This is a genomic window from Bacillus sp. JJ1609 (assembly GCF_036967045.1).
GTDB lineage: Bacteria > Bacillota > Bacilli > Bacillales > Cytobacillaceae > Mesobacillus.
The window spans coordinates 88,320-107,918 of record NZ_JBALSS010000006.1 but is presented as its reverse complement, the minus strand read 5'-3'; the positions used below and the strand labels follow the sequence as shown (position 1 = coordinate 107,918).

Sequence of the window (19,599 nt, the reverse complement as noted above, 5' to 3'; positions counted from 1 at the left end):
ATCTTAACAATTCCTTAAGGCACCTCATTTGTTTTATCTGTACTTGTTTATGAGAATCCTCCAATTAATCTCAAGGATCCATAACTATATTTTGTTTTTTTTAATACCTCAGAAAAATCTTCTGCCTTGTAGTGCCAATGAGGATTAAACGTTATTGATTTTCTCCATTTTTCGCTAAAGTTTTCCATTTAATTCCATGAGTATGCGTTTGATAGATGTCATTTTTTGAAGTGACAACCGTAATTTCTTCCCTGTTTTTTGGGTTGGATGCAACCAACGTTACAGGGTTGTGAATAGACACACTGGCTGGCAATTCTATTTCTGTCTTCTTATGTGAAAATAGATCCATTCTAAAAAGATTCGCCGTTTCTTCTCCTATAGAAAAATAAAGCAGTGAGTGCTCTTCAAATTGTACTGCAGATACGTTAATTTCTTCTGTTACTTTATCGAAGTGATCTCCATTATTTAAAGATAGGTATAAACCCTTATCTGTAGAGATTCCGACTGTATTTAACCGTTTTGGATGAGCTGCAATCATATTGATAGAGTTAGCATGAAAACCGTCTAATTTACTTTCCTTCCACGATTCACCCTGGTCTATTGAATAATAAATCCCAAAATCTAATTTCGAATTAGAATTTTCATTTACTACATATAGGATGTCACTAAGATATCCAGCAGCCAAATATTCAAAATTCGATTCTCCATAAAATGCTAATTTTTGGAATGACTTTCCTTTGTCTATACTTTTGATGATCCCCAAAGGGTTTTTCCATTGAGTACCTGGTTCAGGATGCCCACTGGCATAAAATCCAGCGGCAGCTGCCTGGAATCCAATATAGTCGTGATTATTTTTAGTGGTACTATACCATTTGTTATCCACATATTTTACAAGTCCATGATCTGTTCCAAAATATAATTCATTTTGATTCAAGACATATCCAAGTCCATGAATTTTTTGGAATTGCATTTCAGTATTTTCTCTAAAAAAGGGGTATTCATCCACACTATTATCGCTTTTTGTTCCTCCGCATCCAGTAATTACAAATAATGTGAATAAATAAATTGAAATAATCCCTCTCAAAGACTTCATTTCAATTCTCCCTTTCTTATTTGTACCAAAACACATTCATAATGGATTAAAGTGTGTGAAATTCATGAGATTTGCGGCTTTATTTTAAGTTATATTTGCAAACTTAGATAATTCTTCCCTTCTGCCTATAACCACCAAAAAGTCATCTTTGTTTATTACTTGATCAGGTGATGGGCTGATTACTATTTGCCCTTTGTTTACAACGGCGATAACACTTAAATTGTATTTTGCACGTAAATCCAAATCGCGCAAGCTTCTCCCACTCATGCTGTTTGGTATTTTTATTTCTTCAAGATTATAATCCTGGGAAAGTTCAATAAAGTTCATTACATTAGGTGATAAAAGATGGTGTGCAACACGTTCTCCCATATCCCTTTCCGGATACACAATCCAGTCCGCCCCCACCTTTTCCAATACTTGTCCATGAATCTTATTAAGGGCTTTCGCTATAACTTTACGTATCTTTAATTCCTTCAGGAGCAAAGTAGTTAAAATGCTTGCCTGCATATCATTGCCAATCGCTACAATTACACAGTCAAAATTTCGAATTCCGATTGATTTTAATGTTTCACTTTCTGTGGTGTCAGCAATTACTGCATGAGTTACACAACCTTCAGCATCTTCCACCCGCTCCTCATTCAGGTCCACACCCAATACCTCTTGCCCAGCATCAAATAAACGTTTGGCGATACTCATTCCGAATCTTCCTAGTCCTATAACAGCATACGATTGTTTAGACATGAATTTCCAACTCTCCTTAATCGCTATGTTAACCAATCATTATTTTTCCTTTTGGCAGACGGAAGGAATCAGGTTTTCTCTTCATTGCAATAGCAAACGCCACGGTTAAAGGCCCAACTCTTCCTGCAAACATAGTAAGTATAATTAGTATTCTGCCAAGAGGAGATAATTCTGGTGTTAGGCCCATGGAAAGTCCTACAGTACCAAAAGCAGATGTCGCCTCAAATAAATACATCAAAAAATCATGTCCGCCTTCAGTGATAGTCAACAACATGGTTACCATTATGACCAAGATTAAACCACTTATAGTAACTGTAAGAGCCTTTAATATCGTCTCGACTACAATTCGTCGTTTAAATAAGCTTACATCTTCCTTTCCTTTAACCTGGGACCAAACAGCACCCATCAAAGTCGCAAAAGTGGTGGTTTTAATCCCCCCGCCAGTTGACCCGGGAGACGCCCCAATAAACATTAAGACTATGATCAAGAATAAAGTAGATTGAGTTAAATCTGGTATGTTTAATGTATTGGCTCCTGCTGTCCTAGGCGTAACCGATTGAAATAAGGACGTCAATATCTTTCCAGAGTACGATAAGGGCTGTAAAGTTTTTGGATTTCCATATTCAATTAGAAAGATTAAAATTGTTCCTCCGATTGTAAGGATTAAACTAGTCGCTAAAACTATTTTCGTATGAAGTGATAGACGGCGAGTTTCTTTGTATTCAAAAAGCTCATTCATTACAATGAACCCGATACCTCCTAAAGTTATTAGGGTACATACAGTCAAGGTAACAGTTGGGTCCTCAGCATAAGGAGTCAGACTCCTGAACTCTCCCATCAAATCGAATCCTGCGTTATTGAAATTTGAAATGGAATGGAAAAAACCATAGTAGATTGCCTTTCCTATTGGCATATCGAAAGAAAAACGAATTGATAAAAGGAGAGCACCTATAAGTTCTATTACAACAGTAAAAATTACGATTCTTCTTACTAACCTTACAACGCCCTCAATTGAAAGATTATTTAATGCTTCTTGAAGCAATAATCTTTCTTTAAGTGAAATTTTTTTCCCTAAGATAACGAAGAAAAACGTCGCAAATGTCATAAATCCTAAACCGCCAATTTGAATAAGGCTTAAGATTACCATTTGCCCAAACCTTGTAAAGGTACTTCCTGTGTCAACGACCACCAGTCCTGTAACACATGTTGCAGATGTAGCGGTAAACAAAGCGTCTAAAAAAGGAAGACCATTACCGTCTACTGTTGCTCCAGGAAGTGTTAACAAAAATGCACCAATAAGTATTAACGCTGCAAAGCCAAGAACAAGGATTTTTGGCGGATCTAAAAAGTCCCTAATTTTATTCATAATTGTCCCCTTTATCATTCGTTAGCGGGATTTTACATCAAATACCTTATATACACATAAACGGTTGAGATGAGTATAGAAATAATCATTAATGGAAATCCGACCAAAAGATACTTCCAAAAGGAAATAGGATGTCCTTCTTTTTCCGCAATACCAGCTACGATGAGATTGGCACTTGCACCAATCAATGTGCCATTTCCCCCTAAACAAGCTCCAAGGGACAGACTCCACCAAAGCGGTTCTAAATCTGATATCCCCATTCGCCCCATTTCTTTTATCATTGGAATCATTGTGGCGACAAATGGAATATTGTCAACGAAAGCTGAAAGGAGGGCACTCATCCATAATATGAGGAGAGTTGTAGTTTCCAAATCCCCACCAGTCCAGGATAAGGCATTTTGTGCTAATGCTTTAATAAGACCCGTATCTACTAAACCACCAACGATAACAAATAATCCGACAAAAAAGAATATCGTTGGCCATTCCACTTTTTCTAATGCGGGTTCAAGATACTTTTCACCAGTTATTAAAAGCAGTACAAACGCACCGAGTAACGCAATAGTTGCAGTCTCTATTTCAATGAATTGGTGGACGAAAAAACCACTGATCGTCAAAGCAATGATAATCAGGCACTTTTTCAATAAAAAGGGATCTTTTAATTCAACTTTCTCGTCCTTTTCCAGTAACTTCTCCCTTAACTCCTTTGTCGTTTTTAACTGTTTTCGATAGAGCAATACAAAGATAGATACCGTTACAAGTAAAATTATTAAAGAAACAAATGCCAAATTATCTATGAATGAAAGGAAAGTTAATTCTTCTACCGCACTCCCAATCATGATATTAGGCGGGTCCCCTATCATGGTTGCAGTACCACCAATGTTTGCAGCGAATATTTGAGCAATCAGGAAGGGTAAAGGGTTAACTTTTAATTGAGTAGTGATGCTTAAAGTGACAGGTACTATCAGTAATACGGTCGTCACATTGTCTAAAAAGGCAGAAAGCAAGGCAGTGACCAAACTTAAAACGATAAGGATTCTGACGGGACGACCCCTTACCTTCTTGGCTGCCCATATTGCTATGTAACTGAATATTCCCGTCTTCCCTGTGACGTTTACGATGATCATCATTCCTATTAAAAGACCTATTGTATTAAAATCAATATGGTGAATTGCGGATTCCTGATTTAGGACCCGAAAGCAAATCATCAATAAACCGCCAACGAGTGCAATGATTGTTCGGTGAATTTTTTCTGAAATGATAACAGCATATGTCATAAGGAATATGCTTAGGGCGATATATGCTTCAGAATCCATTTAGCAGCCTCCTGGAATTTTATATCCACATTAGTATTCTCCGAATTACCATTTAAAATCCTGAAATGAATATTATTACTTTCCCCACAACCCTCAAAGGCAAACTCGAATACCAGTGGTCAAAATAGATCTTAATCAAGAGGGATAAAGACTTATTAGAACATTAAAACTCTATTTCACTACTATGTGTGGTTGTGGTAAGGTATCAGAATGATAAGAGAATACATAATGCAATATGCCTTACATAATAATAAAAACCACCCGTGACAACGGATGGTCGCATAAAGTCTGAAAGGTATTGTGCAAGAAGAAAGATGATGGAATAGATTATTTTTTACCTTCAAATCATACGATGCCTTAAAATAAGGTTTGATGGAAAAATGCAAATACATTCCTATACTGTTCATTTTATTCTTTGTAAGATTCTCCAGCACTGTTTAAAATAGAAAAGAGAGTAAAATAATCTTTTTATTCCTCCTCGTCTTACTTAAAGCAATTATTGAATAAAAAAATAATTTCTAGGAGACATTATGATCCGTATACTCGCTGTTGACAGTCAAAACAAACTAATCGCAAATCCCACAATCGAAACATTAACTAATAATGCTGATAATATAAAATGGTTTTGGGTCGATTTCAATAAACCTTCTTTACAAGAAAGTGAATTACTTACTGATTTTTTCCATTTTCACCCGCTGGCTGTGGAAGACTGTCTTCATTTCCTGCAGCGGCCCAAGCTGGAATATTTCGAAGACCATAGTTTTTTTGTCATCCATGCCATTGACCAGCACACTTTAACTCCGCATGAAGTGGATATTTTTTTAGGGGAGAAATTTGTCGTATCATTCCATTTAGAAGACATTCCTGAGATTGATCAGTTTTGTGATACCATTCAGCGTACGAAAAATTTCTCTCAGATCGGTCCTACTGAGGTCACACATAAAATCATGGATAAAATCGTCGATACATATTTTCCAATCCTTCAGCAAATGGAGGATCACATCTTATCCATTGAGAGCAATTTTGATCTATCAAACAAGACCATGATTCAAGAAACCTTTTCCGTCAGAAGCGACCTTTTCAAACTTAGAAAAACAATCCTCCCGATGCGTGAATTATTATATCGGGTCACTGAATCAAAGCGGCTCCCCATTTCCAATAAGAAAATGGCCTACTTCCATGACATTCATGATCATTTGATCAAATTGAGCGAAATGATTGATTCCAGTAGTGAGATGACCTCAGAAATCAGGGACAATTACATCTCCATCAACTCATTTCGAATGAATTCAATCATGAAAACCTTAACAGTCATTACGACTATATTCATGCCCCTAACTTTCATTGCCGGGGTGTATGGAATGAATTTTGAAAACATGCCTGAATTGGAATGGAAGTATGGCTATTTCATTGTACTTGGGATTATGTTCTTCATCGGGGCATTCATGATGAATTGGTTCGTACGCAAGGGATGGTTTAGGAACGATTGACATTAAGGTGGCTTAGAGGTTGGCAGCTTTCTCATAATATCCTTGATATATGCAACCAAGGTACCCGTCACCTCCTTGGGTTAAGCTAAAACTATCGCTGCCTTAAAAAGATGATTGAAGAGGCGAATTCAAATACCGTCTCTATGTAAACAAAGCTAGCACCGCTTTTTCGCGAATAGACTGAATATCAGTTTGCTGTGTTATAAAAAAGCCTTATCCGCTAATGGATAAGGCTTTTTTAATGAGAAAATTTCAATATTTGCATTCGCTTCACATGGGTTTGAATGACATGGTCAACAGTCAAGCTAATTAGAAAAGGATTTTCCAATGATCCGGTTGTATTCATCCTCACTTATAATCCCTATCTTCCTGCAAATTGTTGAATACAGCAGGATTTTCTTCTGAATACGTGAGTTCCTCATTCGTTTCACTCCATTTTCTATATATATATTCTTTATTCGACAAAAAGTTTCCTTAAACCAATAAAAAAATCTTGCGTAAACTTTTTGTCTCCACACCAAATTATTGCTTGCTCAACCTAAGTTTTTCACAAACCTCTTATTTTCAATCTAGATAAGGATATGAAGGAAAAAATCTTTATGCTTAAAGGTTCTTAGATTCTTTATCCTTTAAACCGATTCAACCGGATCATTGCTATAAAAACGTAGAATTCCTTCGATATCTCATGAATCATAATAAAAGACCCGAAACGATTTCCGGATCTAGTTTGCTCATTCAGTTATTAAAGTCTTTGAATTTGGATTTTCCGTTCCAGAATCATTTCTTTTTCTCTCTAGTATTTCTTTTATTTCCCCAGTGTCACCTTTTGCATTTATTACTTCAAATATTTGATTTAATCCTTCGGAAGTTTCCTGATCATTGTCTTTCACACTTTTACCTCCTCATAACATTTGTAATATGATTTTCCAATTTCCAATCTTATATCCATAAGCAAGTCGATTTGGGTGTTAGTTTTAATAACACTGGCATATACAATAAAATGTTAATTCACCAAGTGGAAGTTAAAAAGAAACCTTTAAAAAAAGCAGGAACCCACTCGGGTCCTGCTCCATAAAACTGTGCTATTATGCTGCTTTTTTAACTTCAATCGTTTTTCCTGCTTTACGCCAATCCTTAAATTCTGCTGCAGCCGTGAAAAGTACGTCTGCAGACGAATTAAGGGCTGTTTCAAAAGAATCCTGTAAAACACCGATGATAAAACCTACAGCAACTACCTGCATTGCGACCTCATTCGGGATACCGAACAAGCTGCACGCCAGTGGAATCAGTAATAGGGAACCACCAGCAACCCCTGAAGCACCGGCTGCACAAATTGCAGCGACGACACTAAGGATGATGGCAGTAGGTAAATCCACTTGAATGCCAAGTGTATGAACCGCCGCAAGTGTCATAACAGAGATTGTCACAGCAGCTCCAGCCATATTGATCGTTGCGCCTAATGGAATGGAAACAGAATATGCGTCCTTATTCAGGCCTAAGTCTTCACATATTTTAATATTTACAGGGATATTTGAAGCAGAACTGCGTGTAAAGAATGCTGTAATACCACTTTCTCTCAAACATTTGAAGACTAGTGGATATGGATTTTGCCTGATCATAGTGAACACGATGATTGGATTGACAACAAGGGCAACAAAAAGCATGCAGCCAATCAAAATGGCCAATATTTTTCCATAGCTAAGCAATGAACTAATTCCGTTTGCCGTAATAGATTCAAACACAAGGCCCATGATACCCAGTGGAGCGAATTTTATCACCCAAGTAACAATTTTGGACATTGCATCAGACAAATTCCCAATCACCGTTTTTGTTGTATCAGCTGCACTCTTTAAAGCGAAGCCAATAAGGACGGCCCAAGCTAAAATACCGATATAATTAGCATTTATGATGGCGTTAACCGGGTTATCAACAATGTTGAGCAATAAGGTTTTGAGAACCTCAACTACACCGCCAGGAGGCGTCATGCCCTCAGCGCCAGCTGTAAGTTTCAGGCTTACCGGGAACATAAAACTTGCAATAACCGCAATAAGTCCGGCTGCAAAAGTACCTAAAAGATATAGAGAAATAATCGTTTTCATATTTGTTTTATGGCCACGTTTGTGCTGAGCAATGGCCGACATAACCAGGAATAGTACTAATACAGGGGCAATTGCTTTCAGGGCACTTACAAATAAAGACCCTAATATAGCAACTGGTTTTGCAAGTTCCGGGATTGTTACCGCAAGGATAATACCAATTAACATACCCACAATGATTTGTTTCACCAGGCTTACTTGATTCAACTTCTTCAGTAATTTCATAGACATCTCCCCCACTAGTAAGTTCTTTTTTACTTTGGTTTTGCAAGAGGCCTCCTAAAGTTTATCAACTAATCAACATGAAATAATGAGTAGTGCTTCGTTGTCCTCTAGGAAAACACAACTGTCCTCGTTTCGTGTATTATAGATGCAAAAATAATATATTACAATATAAAACTTTGAATATACTAAAAGTTTTAACTATCTAAATACTCAGTTAATAATACATCAACCCGCATTCCACTGTTAATAGATAAATCTTCCCAGGAATGGAGTCCTTTTTTCGAAAAGAATAGACGCAATGCGTTTAATGTATGGATTAATGAAAAACTATACTTAAAAAAACCTAACCAACGGTTGGATTAGGTTCTTTCTTTTTATAATAAGACTATTTTCCACCCTAATAAGCAAAGGGGCGGCCCTTTGCTTATTAGGAAGATTTGTCTTCAGCGAAAAGTATTGAAATCCGATGAAAAATCCTCTTAGTGAACGGAAGCATAAGATACGTCCCCATGCTTCCTACTCGAATCGAACCCTCGTCATTCCTACTGTAAGAAACACAGCCGTGAAGGTGAGCAGTATTCCGACTGGTCCGATGATGTCGGAGAGTGCTCCTCCTCTTGCTGCTAGTTCTGCGAAGCCTTCTAGCCCCCAGTATTGTGGTACGAATTTGGCTGCCTGCTGCATGAAGCCGGGCATGATTTCCAGCGGCCAGTAGACTCCTCCAATCATGCAAGTGGAGATGATGATGAGGTTGCCAAAGACGGATTGCTGTTCTGAGGTTTTGACGAATCCTGCGATGAAGAGTCCGAGACCGATGGTGCACAGCAATAGGCTTGAAACAAGAACGATGTTGGCGAGCGTGTTGCCCCATTCCACATGAAACACCCATTTGGAGACGATCATTAATATACCGAATTGGATCCATCCGATTAGGAAGAAGGCCAGCAGATACCCGCTTAATAGTTCCGTCTTTGAGGCTGGTGTTGACATCATCCGGTACCAGACTCCGGTTTGTCTCGCTTCCAAGAGCACTCCAGTAACTGAAAGCATGGCAATCATGACAAACATGATCGTAAAGCCGGCTGAGCGGGCCGTTATATTGTTCATGTTTTCGAGTTCACTGTTTTTGGTTACCGTGACGGTTTTAACAGCGGCCGGGGCGCTAGCTAGCTCCTTAGAGATTTTCTCTTGAATGGCGGCAGGGTTTTCTCCCGTTATGTCTTGATAAAAGGTAGAGGCCGCTGCGCTGATTCGAAGTTTGGTGATGCTATCATTGATGATTTGTTGAACCAGGGCAGACCCTTCAAAGGAAGGCGAGGAAACAAACACAACTTCCGGTACTTCCTGTTTCAACAGCTCTTCTTCAAAACCTTCATTCATAAGGATATATCCCGCTATTTCTTGGTTGTCAAACTTCTCGCTAGCTGATTTATCATCTTCCATACTTATATTTACCGCACTTGTGGTTTTCACTTCATTGATCAATGCCTGAGATAGCCCAGTATTGTCCTTATCAACCACTGAAACCACTGGCTTATTCTCTCCATCTCCGGAAAATAGCCCTCCGAATATGAAGGTGAATAATAGGGGCATCCCAAACAGAAGCAGGTAGGACTGCGGCTTTTGAAAGATCCGTTTTATTTCAAAGGCTGCGATGGCTCCAATTCTTCTCATCCTTTTTCTCTCCTTATCTATGCTTTAATTTCATGGATCCGACCAACAATGCTGCCAGTCCGCTTAGCATCAGAACCGTGATGGGCATTACAAGTGTATTCCAAGACGTGCCGTTCATGATATCCAGCAAGCTATCAAGAGCCCATTTGTTTGGAGCGATGCTGGCGCTTTGCTGCAAAACGCTTGGAAAAGCTGCCAATGGAATCATCGAACCGCCGAGTAGTGCAAGAATTTGCACCCCAATTCCTCCAATGGTGTCTGCTGTTTTTTCTTCGGTTATGAAACCGGCGATGATCATTGCCAACCCTGAAACCGATACGGAATAGGCCATTCCGATTACGATAAGCTGCCATACATTGCTGCCCCAAGCCACTCCAAAAAGATAGTGAGTGGCGATAACAAACACGATGAATTGCAGGAAGGTAAAAGAGAGTGTGCCCAGGAATTTCCCTGCCATAATAGAGGAATGGCGGATCGGACTGTTCATCAATCTTGCCAATGTTTCTGTATTTCGTTCCTGAATGATCGTTTTCGCACCGATTGTGGTATTGAATAAAATGAACATAACTCCCATCGCTGCTGCGTAGTATTGCATTCCTGAAATCGGTTCCTCTCCATCCTTTTCCATAGTCACGCCATTCACAGTGGATTCAGCGACATTCGATAGTTCGGCAGTAAGGTCCGTTGCGATCTCAGAGATATTGATATTCTGATTGGATACTGGTACAGCCATAGTCAATCCCTCCACTACTGTTCGGGAAGCAATAGAAACGGATGTGACCCTGTTGATAAAGGATTGTGTGATGGAGGAAAGAATGGAAGCTTGAATTTCCTTTTCGGGATCCTTTAAAATGGTCACCTGCTTGCTTTCACCCTTCAGCAAGCTCTTTCCCCATTCGGCAGGGAAAAGCAAACCGGCATCTATCTGCTGATGTTCTAATGCTTCTCTTAAATCGGATTCTGTTTTAAATTCCTTCAATGTGATGCTTTCACGTAAATCCTTTCCCTGAAGAACCTTATTGAGAAACTGGGCGGTTACCTCATCTGTGGAATTCACTACTGCACCCGCTGTCATTTCCGGAATGGCGCCGCTGTCGCCGAATACTCCGCTCAGGGCTGAACCGAGGATTGCCGTCAAGACAATCGGCATCAGTAACAGCGTGATAAAGGACTTCCTATCCCTAAGCCGGATTTTTAAATCTTTCCATGCTATTGTGAACATCCTCATCTCTTATCCTCCTAGTCTCGTAAAGATCGTCCTGTAAGCTGCAGGAAAAGCGTCTCAAGATTCGATTCTTTTATTTCTACCGCTTCTATTTTCAATCCAAGATTAACTGCTGTTGTAATAATGGAACCTAATACCTTCTGGGGATTCTGTGCAAATATCTCGATGATTCCGGACTCTTCCTGGTATATAATCTGAGTCACATTCGCTGCTTCCTTCATTGCCTTCATCGCTTCCTTAGAAAAGGATTCGACTTTCATCTGAATAAAGCTGCTTCCCGCTATGCGGCTGCACAGTTCGGCTTTCGTCCCGATGGCAATCACTTCTCCGTGGTCCATAATCCCGACGCGGTTACAGAGAAACTCCACTTCCTCCATGTAATGGCTCGTGTAGATGATCGTCATACCTCTTTCGTTCAAGGCTTTGACCGTTTCCAGGATGTGATTTCGCGACTGTGGATCAATTCCAACGGTCGGCTCATCCATAATAAGCAGCTCCGGTTCATGCATTAAGGCGGCGCCGATGTTGATCCTTCGTTTCATTCCACCGGAAAAGGTTTCAATGCGATCTTTTTCCCGGTCCTTCAATCCGACGATTTCGAGTACTTCTCCCACACGTTTTTTTGCCTGCGCACCTGTCAAACCGTACATTTTCCCCCAGAACAGCAGATTATCCTTAGCTGACATTGTTGGATAAAGGGCGATTTCCTGAGGAACCACTCCTATTTTCTTTTTGATGAACAGAGGAGATTTTTTTACCGATTGATCGGCGACAAGCACTTCCCCTTGGTCATACGGCACAAGGCCGCAGATCATCGAGATTGTTGTCGATTTCCCCGCTCCGTTCGGCCCAAGCAATCCGAACGACTCGCCCTTCTTGATCGTAAATGAAACATTTTTGACGACCTCTTGTTTTCCATAGCTTTTCTTCAGCTCTATAACCTCTAACATTTCTCCACATCCTTCGTTTTTATGGAATCAATATTCTTTTATTAGCAATATCTAAAGTATAAAGTGGATGCCTGCAATCCAAATCCCTCCTGCGATAGAAATTTCCATAAAAAAAATACAGCTGTAATAGCTGTATTTCATGGGGGACTATGCCAAAAGTCATGGATTAAAAGTTGGTTATGTTATACCTGACAGCAAAGATGGCTGCCTGTGTTCTGTCCCTCAGTTCAAGTTTGCTGATTAAGTTAGAAACATGGTTTTTCACGGTGCCTTCCGAGATGAACAGTTCCTTGGCAATCTCTTTATTATTCAATCCTAATCCAAGCTTGTTCAAGACCTCGAGCTCCCGGTCCGTCAATTCCTTAATGATTTCCGGAACCTCGCTGATTTGATCAGCGGCCTGGCTTCTTTTCATTTCCCTGACAATATCCGCCGTCAGTTCTTTCGGAAGCACCATGCCTCCTGATTGAACAGTCATGATCGCCTGCACAATTGCATCGGTCGGCATGTCCTTTAACAAATATCCGCTTGCACCTTCTTCAAGAGCTTCAAATATCAGCGCACTCTCATTAAAAGTCGTCAGCATCAATACTTTGATATCTGGATAGGCGGACGTGATCAGCCTTGTTCCTTCGACTCCATTTGCAACAGGCATGCGAATATCCATCAGCACAATATCCGGACGCAATTGACCCGCTTTTTCAAAAGCTTCCTGCCCATTGGAGGCGACACCCGCCACATCGATTTCCGGGCGCAAAGCTAAAATGGTCGCCAGTCCGTCCCTCATCAATTCCTGATCATCGACTATTAAAATATTGACCATCTATGCTCCCCCTACTTGCCATTGCATATCATTCAGCGGAAAACTCGCTTTCACAACAAAGCCTTCTGAAGATGTGCTTTCAAACACGATCGTCCCTCCATGTTCAAGGACTCTTTCCCTCATATTTTTCAATCCAAATCCAGGGTTTACCTTTGTTGCCCCTGATCCGTTATCTTGAATCAAAATGCGAACAGTTGATTCCGATACATCCATCTGAACGGAGCATTCCCTCGCCTGCCCGTGGCGGACTGCATTGGTGATCGCTTCCTGTATGACACGCGTCAAATCTAATTGAATGGAAATTGGTACTTGGGCTACATCGCCTTTTACAGAGAAACTGGATGTGAGCCCGGTCATTACTTGGTAATCCTCCAACAGTTTCCTTACTACAGTGACAAAGGATTGTGGCTGATCATGATCTTTCAAGGTCCTGACAGACAAGCGGATTTCCTGGAGAGCATTTCTCGCCAGCTCTTCACAAAGCAGCATCGTCTGCCTGCTTTTTTCCGGCTGAGAATCCCTCAGCTCCTTTGCAACCTGAAGCTGGACGAGCAGCGCGGTCATTTTGTGGCCGACCGTATCATGAATCTCGCCTGAAATCCGGTTGCGCTCACGCACCAGGGTCAGTTCTTCCACCTGCCTGGAGTAATGATGCAATTGCTGATGAGCACCTTTTAAAGCAAGGTGGGTGTCGTGAAGCTCGCCGTACTGGGTTTCGATTTGATCCTGGGCATGAAGCAATTTATGTATCAGTCTACCAACGACCGCCTCAAATAGAATAAAAGCAAAGTTAATGATGTTTTCTCTGATTGATATTGTGCCAGTAACAAGATAGATATAGTAAAGACATACGCCCCAGATCAGGAAAAATGCAAGTGAAAATCCCCAAATAGCCCTTTTGCTTTCCGCTATTAAAAAAAGAGTAACCGCATTCACTCCGAACAAAATCAAATAAAGAGTCGATTCGGGATAAAAATAAACAAACCCGACAATCAATAGGGAGTCCAATGCTAAAGGAATAGAATAATATTTTTTCCCAATCGGGTTTGCCAAAAATAGATGATTGAAACAGAAACCTATTCCTGCTGCAATCACAAAGATGAGCTGAATTGTGGTAGGTGAATCTACAGAAGTATAATAAATAATACTGATTAAAATGAACATGACCAACCGGAGACTGCTCAAAAAGGTCAGCTTCACACCATCACCTCTATCATGAGATTTTTCTCCCTGCCTTGCATGCCCGAGAAGATAACCCCATTATAATCTTAATCTTATAGTTTGATAAGCTGATAATTTACATTTCTTAACAGGGGAGCAAAGGGACGTACCCTTTGCTTCTTTTGGTGACTTGTTTTAGGTGCAAAAGTATTGAAATCCGGTGGAAGATCCTCTAAATAAACGGAAGCATGAGGTACGTCCCCATGCTTTTAATGTTCCTTTGTACAAGATTTCTCATGTTGAAGCAGCCATTCCTTTCTCCACAGACCTCCTGCATAACCGGTTAATTTCCCATTTGAACCGATTATTCTGTGACAAGGAATTATAATACTCAACTTGTTTTTCCCATTTGCACTCCCTACAGCTCTGATGGCTTTTTCATTCCCAATGGAAACGGCAATATCCTTGTAGGACCCCGTTTCCGCGTAGGGAATCTCTGTTAAAGCTTCCCATACTGTTTTTTGAAAGTCAGTCCCTTCAAATTGGTACAGGAATGTAAATTCATGGCGATGGCCTTTAAAATATTCGTCAAGTTGGTCATAGCATTCTCCTAAAACCGGAGGAGTTTCATCATGTAATACATTCACCTTTTTACTCTCCTCAGAGAACAATATAGACGTGATGGCTTGATGGGTACCGATTATTTCTATTACACCAATTGGTGATTCATAATCTAATTTATGTAGTTTTGTCATATAAGGACCTCCAAAGATAAAAGGTAGCATACGCCTGCCAGCCTTCCCAATCCCGTGCATATTCTTTTATTTCTTCTATAGTCGGTTTTCTCTCAAGACCTAATAGATTCTTTAAAGCATTATGAAGACCGACATCCGCAACTGGGAAGGAAGAGGCATAGTGCAAGCATTTCATCATCACATAATCTGCCGTCCATGCTCCGATACCTCTTATCATCATTAATGATTTTTGCATTTGCTGATAATCTTTTTTCTGAAGCAATAATTCTTTTGTTAATTCGCCGTTTGCCATAGCTTTAGCGATGCCAATGATGTATTCAGCTTTCCTGTTAGTAAATTGAAGTTTCCTTAAATCATCCACATTTATGGAAGCAATTTTTTCAAATGAGGGGAATAGCCAAAACGTTTCTCCTTCGAAAGTTAGGCTTTCACCAAATAGTTCAACGAAGCGTTTCTTTAATGTGTAGGCAAATGTTAAATTGATTTGCTGCCCCATTATCGCCCATACTAGCGCTTCAAATAAATCTGGAATGCACATAATCCGTAAGCCATAATATTTATGGGCAAGCTTCTTTAAAACTTTATCTTGACTAGCCACTTGATAAAATTCCCCTAAATCCTGATCCAAATCAAACCATTCCCAAATATACTCTGCCACTATTTTTCGAGAGTGGGTAGATAAGGGGCTTATTGAAAATTCAACCTTTATGGCATCATTGCTGAATCCTATTTTACATAAAATCAAAGAGTCTTTAACTTTTATTAGTTTATATACAGACCCCTCTTTAATCTGGTAAAGCACTTCAAGGCTGGATCTGCCCAAAAAAATTAAACACTCTTCAAAATTAAATTCTTTAGGGGGATAAATTTCTATATAAGATTCATGATCAATCCAATTCATTTAGGGATTCCTTCCGATATTCACTGGGTGAACAGTTCTTTAAACTTCGAAACGCTTTATAAAAATTAGAAGGACTCTGGAACCCCACCTCATAGCAAATCTCAAGGTTCGTCAGGGTTGAGCATTTAAGAAGATGCGCTGCTTTATCTATGCGTATTTTTTCTAAATAAGAACGCGGAGTTTCGGAGGTTTCTTGTTTAAATATGCGTTCCACATAAAAGGGACTTAAACTGACTTGATCTGCTATATCTTTTAATATCAAATTTTGTTTATAATGATTAACCAGGAACTTAATAATATTTCTGACAATCACATTATGTGGGGATTGCTCAACTTCTGGCTGACATCTTTTGCAAGGACGATAACCAGCTTTTTCAACTTCATTCATGTCAGAGTAAAATTCCACATTAATCTTTTTGGGCTTCCTTGATCTGCAGGAAGGACGGCAGTATATTTTAGTGGTTTTTACTGCAGTAAAAAATAACCCATCATATTTACGATCACAAGCGATGATCTTCTCCCACATTTCTTCAAATGAAAGATTGATAATGGTGACCATGCAACTCCACCTATCCTTTCTCAATAGAGCTAGTTCTCATACAAATGGGAAGTATCCATAGCCGCTAACAATTCAGCAGAACTCTTTTCTAAATAAGCAATCACTTTATCTGATAGTGCATTTCCAAACTAAAACGTCTCACACCAATTTCTTTAAGCTTATTACAATTTGTTAATCCAGGTAAAGATAATACATTTAGTTAGCACTAACATTCATTGTGATTTCTTTAATCTCATCATCCTCTATTAAACCGGGAACAAAAATCCCGATTGCACCACTCTCAACATATGCTTTAGCTCGTTTCCAAAAGAGGACTTTGGCTTTGTAAGTAAGTATCCGTTCTGGCGTTAATATGAAAATTTTTAAAACTATTATTTCCAACTCCATTCTGATATTTTCTAAAAGGTCACAGTGCCTGGATAACTCTTTTAATCCCTTGAACCCATTTTAACAAGTAATCGACCACCAATTCGTCCTCATTCTTGCTCTTATGGTAAGACTTTAAGACAACAAAAATAGAAGCAAAGGGACGTACCCTTTGCTTCTTTTGATGACTTGTATTCAGCTCAACAGTATTGAAATCCGGTGAAAGATGTCCTCTTAATAAACGGAAGCATGAGGTACGTCCCCATGCTTCTCCAATCAACATTCTTTTTCAAAGTTATCAAGCAATGCACGCACTTCATCTGTTGATTTCGTGTTCATCAATTGATTTCTTAATTCAGCAGCTCCAGGGAATCCTTTGACATAAATTTTGAAAAAGCGATGAAGCCCTGTGATTGAACGTGGCAGTACTTCCGCATATTGATCTTGAAGATCAAGCTGCAGTCTTAAAAGATCAAGGTATTCTTTGCTGCTATGCTCTTTTGGCTCTTTTTCAAAAGCAAAAGGATTTTTAAAAATACCTCGCCCGATCATAACACCATCAATACCATATTGTTCAGCAAGCTGAAGCCCAGTTTGACGGTCCGGAATGTCTCCATTGATTGTTAGCAGCGTATTTGGTGCGATGCGGTCACGTAATTTTTTGATTTCCGGAATTAGCTCCCAATGCGCATCTACTTGGCTCATTTCCTTTCTTGTACGTAAATGAATAGAAAGGTTCGCAATATCCTGTTTTAAGATATGCGTTAGCCACTCCTCCCACTCCTGAACCTCATTAAAACCAAGACGTGTTTTCACGCTGACAGGCAGTCCGCCCGCTTTTGCTGCTTGAATAAGTTCTGCCGCAACGTCCGGACGCAGAATAAGGCCACTGCCTTTCCCTCTCGATGCCACATTCGGTACAGGGCAGCCCATATTAATATCGATGCCTTTGAATCCTAGCTCTGCCATGCCAATACTCATTTGACGGAAATATTCGGGATTATCCCCCCAAATATGTGCGACCATTGGCTGTTCATCTTCTGTAAAAATCAAACGGCCACGCACACTTTTCATGCCCTCTGGATGACAATAGCTATCCGAGTTTGTAAACTCTGTGAAAAATACATCCGGTCTGCCCGCTTCACTTACAACGTGACGAAAAACAACATCTGTCACATCTTCCATTGGTGCAAGTACAAAAAATGGTCGTGGTAAATCACGCCAAAAATTATCTATCATTTCAAACTCAAATCCTCTCACTATGGATACAACTTCAAACTCTCGGTAAAAAAAATAAAGCCAAATGTTCCAATTCTTTTACACTTATATCATGCTTAATAACTTATTATCAAATACAAGTACATTTGGATATTTATAATCTGTGAAAAACTATTGTGAAAATCGACAATGTTTATTTTAAACGAAAATCGGTGCCGAATGGTATTTTTATTAACAAAAAAGCAGATGGTATTGATTGGAGACATTGGGACGGTTCTTTCAAGAAGCAAAGGGACGTACCCTTTGCTTCTTTTTAATACATGTATTCAGCGAAAAGTATTGAAATCTGGTGATAGATCCTCATTAATAAACGGAATCATTAGATACGTCCCCATGCTTCGTGGTAGTAAATAGTCAATGAAGCAAGTAAGCGCGGAGACCCTCAGAGAAAAGAGGTATGCCCCATGGACAAACCTCAATTTTTTTCAGCTTAGCTGTTGTTGTAACTTTTTTACCTCTTCAATAGATAATTCCGTTAAATCAGCTATTTGTTCAACTGTAAAATTTTCGCGGGTTAACTTAGAGACAATTCTTTTTCGTTCGATCAATAATCCTTCAAGTTTCCCTTCTATCTTTCCCTCTATTTTACCTTCTTCCCTTTCCAATTTTCTCAATTCTCCAAATGTTGGGGGTAGGTTCTTTCGGTCTAAGTACATCAAGTCAATTGCCTCCTTCGAGATCATGATTTCATTTCTTAGTTTTTCTGTTAATTCTATTGGTAGTTGGAGTAAATAATCAATGAAGTAAGTAAGCGCTGAGAGGTAGATGCGTCTTTCGTCTAGAGGTTGATTCATTTTTTGTAATACTAATCGCATGAGCTTATATTTAAATCGATAGCGTTTCTCATCATCATTTTTGGCAGCATTTGCATATTTCGCTGCAAGTACGGCAATGGCAAATGGATTACTCGAATTTTCTAATTCAGCCTCATTTCGATCGTTAAACTTGTACCAATTATACTTATAAGTCACTTTTGTCCCAAAGATTCCTCGTTGGTACTTCCCAGTCCAAGGGCGTTCGGAAGCACCCGTCAACAACGCAATCGCCACAACATCACGGTTGTACTTGTCGTAAATCTTATAATAATAGCGGAACATTCTTTCTGAAAAATCATCGCCAATATCGCCTTGAACTTCGATATGAATCAAGATCCATTGTTCACTGCCATTTTTCAAAGACACCTTAACAATTTGGTCCGCAATTCGTTTCCCTTTCTTCTCTTCAATAATCTCCTTAAAAAGCTCCTGCTGCAGAAATTCAGGCTCCTTCGTAAAATCAATGATCTCAAACAAATCAGGCAAAAAATATAGGACAAACTCTTCAAACAACTCGTATATCAATTTTTTCCAAAGGCCATCATAATCAACCGCCACATAATTCCGAGGCTTTTCCAATATCCAATTAACTACCATTATTTTATCACATCCTATTTGGTTTTTATACTTTCATTATATCAATTTCAGAACAAGTGTTCTTCTTTTATTTGGGTAAATAAATGATTTTTTCAGAAACAGAGCTTGATTATATTAAACGAAAAAGCTCTGTTAAACAGGGCTGTTGATTTTCGTTCCAGGCGCTTCGCT

19 protein-coding genes are annotated in these 19,599 nt (G+C 39.4%); 1 reads left to right on the top strand and 18 read right to left on the bottom strand.

What is annotated here, in order from left to right:
• Positions 1 to 151: 151 nt before the first annotated feature.
• The 4 genes from V7654_RS05135 to V7654_RS05120 form a co-directional block, all read right to left on the bottom strand.
• Entirely contained in the window at positions 152 to 1,093 is a 942-nt protein-coding gene (locus tag V7654_RS05135; protein ID WP_335429027.1) for a F510_1955 family glycosylhydrolase, read from the bottom strand.
• An 84-nt stretch (positions 1,094 to 1,177) separates the two neighbouring features.
• Positions 1,178 to 1,834 (bottom strand): potassium channel family protein, encoded by a 657-nt coding sequence (locus V7654_RS05130; RefSeq protein ID WP_335429024.1) that lies wholly within the window; start codon positions 1,832 to 1,834, stop codon positions 1,178 to 1,180.
• 28 nt (positions 1,835 to 1,862) lie between these two features.
• Positions 1,863 to 3,200: a TrkH family potassium uptake protein gene (locus V7654_RS05125; protein ID WP_335429023.1), complete on the bottom strand. Its 1,338-nt coding sequence runs from the start codon at positions 3,198 to 3,200 to the stop codon at positions 1,863 to 1,865.
• A gap of 32 nt (positions 3,201 to 3,232) precedes the next feature.
• Positions 3,233 to 4,513: an ArsB/NhaD family transporter gene (locus V7654_RS05120; RefSeq protein ID WP_335429020.1), complete on the bottom strand. Its 1,281-nt coding sequence runs from the start codon at positions 4,511 to 4,513 to the stop codon at positions 3,233 to 3,235.
• A gap of 530 nt (positions 4,514 to 5,043) precedes the next feature.
• Between V7654_RS05120 and corA the strand changes: the two genes are divergently transcribed.
• On the top strand, positions 5,044 to 6,003 hold the full coding sequence (corA, locus tag V7654_RS05115) for a magnesium/cobalt transporter CorA (RefSeq protein WP_335429018.1): 960 nt from the start codon (positions 5,044 to 5,046) through the stop codon (positions 6,001 to 6,003).
• 731 nt (positions 6,004 to 6,734) lie between these two features.
• Here corA and V7654_RS05110 read toward each other — a convergent pair.
• The 14 genes from V7654_RS05110 to V7654_RS05045 all read right to left on the bottom strand — a co-directional run bounded on the left by V7654_RS05110 (position 6,735) and on the right by V7654_RS05045 (position 19,389).
• Positions 6,735 to 6,893, bottom strand: a complete 159-nt coding sequence (locus tag V7654_RS05110; protein WP_335429016.1) for a hypothetical protein — start codon at positions 6,891 to 6,893, stop codon at positions 6,735 to 6,737.
• 195 nt (positions 6,894 to 7,088) lie between these two features.
• Positions 7,089 to 8,324, bottom strand: a complete 1,236-nt coding sequence (gene sstT / locus V7654_RS05105) for a serine/threonine transporter SstT (RefSeq protein ID WP_335429013.1) — start codon at positions 8,322 to 8,324, stop codon at positions 7,089 to 7,091.
• A gap of 516 nt (positions 8,325 to 8,840) precedes the next feature.
• Positions 8,841 to 9,998, bottom strand: coding sequence for an ABC transporter permease (locus V7654_RS05100; RefSeq protein ID WP_335429012.1), 1,158 nt, complete (start codon positions 9,996 to 9,998; stop codon positions 8,841 to 8,843).
• 13 nt (positions 9,999 to 10,011) lie between these two features.
• A complete protein-coding gene (locus V7654_RS05095; protein ID WP_335429010.1) occupies positions 10,012 to 11,226 on the bottom strand; it encodes an ABC transporter permease in 1,215 nt (404 codons plus the stop codon).
• An 11-nt stretch (positions 11,227 to 11,237) separates the two neighbouring features.
• Entirely contained in the window at positions 11,238 to 12,173 is a 936-nt protein-coding gene (locus V7654_RS05090; protein ID WP_335429008.1) for an ABC transporter ATP-binding protein, read from the bottom strand.
• A gap of 166 nt (positions 12,174 to 12,339) precedes the next feature.
• Positions 12,340 to 12,996, bottom strand: coding sequence for a response regulator transcription factor (locus V7654_RS05085; protein ID WP_335429006.1), 657 nt, complete (start codon positions 12,994 to 12,996; stop codon positions 12,340 to 12,342).
• Complete coding sequence (locus V7654_RS05080; protein WP_335429005.1) at positions 12,997 to 14,196, bottom strand: sensor histidine kinase; 1,200 nt, start codon at positions 14,194 to 14,196, stop codon at positions 12,997 to 12,999. It lies immediately after the preceding gene.
• Positions 14,197 to 14,426: 230 nt separating this feature from the next.
• On the bottom strand, positions 14,427 to 14,912 hold the full coding sequence (locus V7654_RS05075) for a methylated-DNA--[protein]-cysteine S-methyltransferase (RefSeq protein ID WP_335429004.1): 486 nt from the start codon (positions 14,910 to 14,912) through the stop codon (positions 14,427 to 14,429).
• Entirely contained in the window at positions 14,896 to 15,813 is a 918-nt protein-coding gene (locus V7654_RS05070; RefSeq protein ID WP_335429003.1) for a DNA-3-methyladenine glycosylase family protein, read from the bottom strand. Before V7654_RS05070 ends, V7654_RS05075 begins: the two co-directional genes overlap by 17 nt.
• Positions 15,800 to 16,372, bottom strand: coding sequence for a bifunctional transcriptional activator/DNA repair enzyme AdaA (locus V7654_RS05065; RefSeq protein WP_335429000.1), 573 nt, complete (start codon positions 16,370 to 16,372; stop codon positions 15,800 to 15,802). Before V7654_RS05065 ends, V7654_RS05070 begins: the two co-directional genes overlap by 14 nt.
• A gap of 195 nt (positions 16,373 to 16,567) precedes the next feature.
• Complete coding sequence (locus tag V7654_RS05060) at positions 16,568 to 16,759, bottom strand: hypothetical protein (RefSeq protein WP_335428997.1); 192 nt, start codon at positions 16,757 to 16,759, stop codon at positions 16,568 to 16,570.
• A gap of 19 nt (positions 16,760 to 16,778) precedes the next feature.
• Positions 16,779 to 17,021, bottom strand: a complete 243-nt coding sequence (locus V7654_RS05055; protein WP_335428995.1) for a hypothetical protein — start codon at positions 17,019 to 17,021, stop codon at positions 16,779 to 16,781.
• On the bottom strand, positions 17,015 to 17,977 hold the full coding sequence (locus tag V7654_RS05050; RefSeq protein WP_335428993.1) for a tRNA dihydrouridine synthase: 963 nt from the start codon (positions 17,975 to 17,977) through the stop codon (positions 17,015 to 17,017). The genes V7654_RS05055 and V7654_RS05050 overlap by 7 nt, the downstream gene beginning before the upstream one ends.
• Positions 17,978 to 18,441: 464 nt before the next feature.
• Positions 18,442 to 19,389, bottom strand: a complete 948-nt coding sequence (locus V7654_RS05045; RefSeq protein WP_335428991.1) for a hypothetical protein — start codon at positions 19,387 to 19,389, stop codon at positions 18,442 to 18,444.
• Positions 19,390 to 19,599 lie beyond the last annotated feature (210 nt).

Coding starts and splice junctions, on each gene's coding strand:
- corA (WP_335429018.1), top strand. CDS start 5,044: ATGATCCGTATACTCGCTGTTGACAGTCAAAACAAACTAATCGCAAAT.
- V7654_RS05055 (WP_335428995.1), bottom strand. CDS start 17,021: ATGTTGATTGGAGAAGCATGGGGACGTACCTCATGCTTCCGTTTATTA.
- V7654_RS05095 (WP_335429010.1), bottom strand. CDS start 11,226: ATGAGGATGTTCACAATAGCATGGAAAGATTTAAAAATCCGGCTTAGG.
- V7654_RS05070 (WP_335429003.1), bottom strand. CDS start 15,813: ATGAATTGGATTGATCATGAATCTTATATAGAAATTTATCCCCCTAAA.
- V7654_RS05090 (WP_335429008.1), bottom strand. CDS start 12,173: ATGTTAGAGGTTATAGAGCTGAAGAAAAGCTATGGAAAACAAGAGGTC.
- V7654_RS05075 (WP_335429004.1), bottom strand. CDS start 14,912: ATGACAAAACTACATAAATTAGATTATGAATCACCAATTGGTGTAATA.
- V7654_RS05050 (WP_335428993.1), bottom strand. CDS start 17,977: ATGATAGATAATTTTTGGCGTGATTTACCACGACCATTTTTTGTACTT.
- V7654_RS05125 (WP_335429023.1), bottom strand. CDS start 3,200: ATGAATAAAATTAGGGACTTTTTAGATCCGCCAAAAATCCTTGTTCTT.
- V7654_RS05085 (WP_335429006.1), bottom strand. CDS start 12,996: ATGGTCAATATTTTAATAGTCGATGATCAGGAATTGATGAGGGACGGA.
- V7654_RS05060 (WP_335428997.1), bottom strand. CDS start 16,759: ATGGAGTTGGAAATAATAGTTTTAAAAATTTTCATATTAACGCCAGAA.
- sstT (WP_335429013.1), bottom strand. CDS start 8,324: ATGAAATTACTGAAGAAGTTGAATCAAGTAAGCCTGGTGAAACAAATC.
- V7654_RS05100 (WP_335429012.1), bottom strand. CDS start 9,998: ATGAGAAGAATTGGAGCCATCGCAGCCTTTGAAATAAAACGGATCTTT.
- V7654_RS05065 (WP_335429000.1), bottom strand. CDS start 16,372: ATGGTCACCATTATCAATCTTTCATTTGAAGAAATGTGGGAGAAGATC.
- V7654_RS05135 (WP_335429027.1), bottom strand. CDS start 1,093: ATGAAGTCTTTGAGAGGGATTATTTCAATTTATTTATTCACATTATTT.
- V7654_RS05120 (WP_335429020.1), bottom strand. CDS start 4,513: ATGGATTCTGAAGCATATATCGCCCTAAGCATATTCCTTATGACATAT.
- V7654_RS05130 (WP_335429024.1), bottom strand. CDS start 1,834: ATGTCTAAACAATCGTATGCTGTTATAGGACTAGGAAGATTCGGAATG.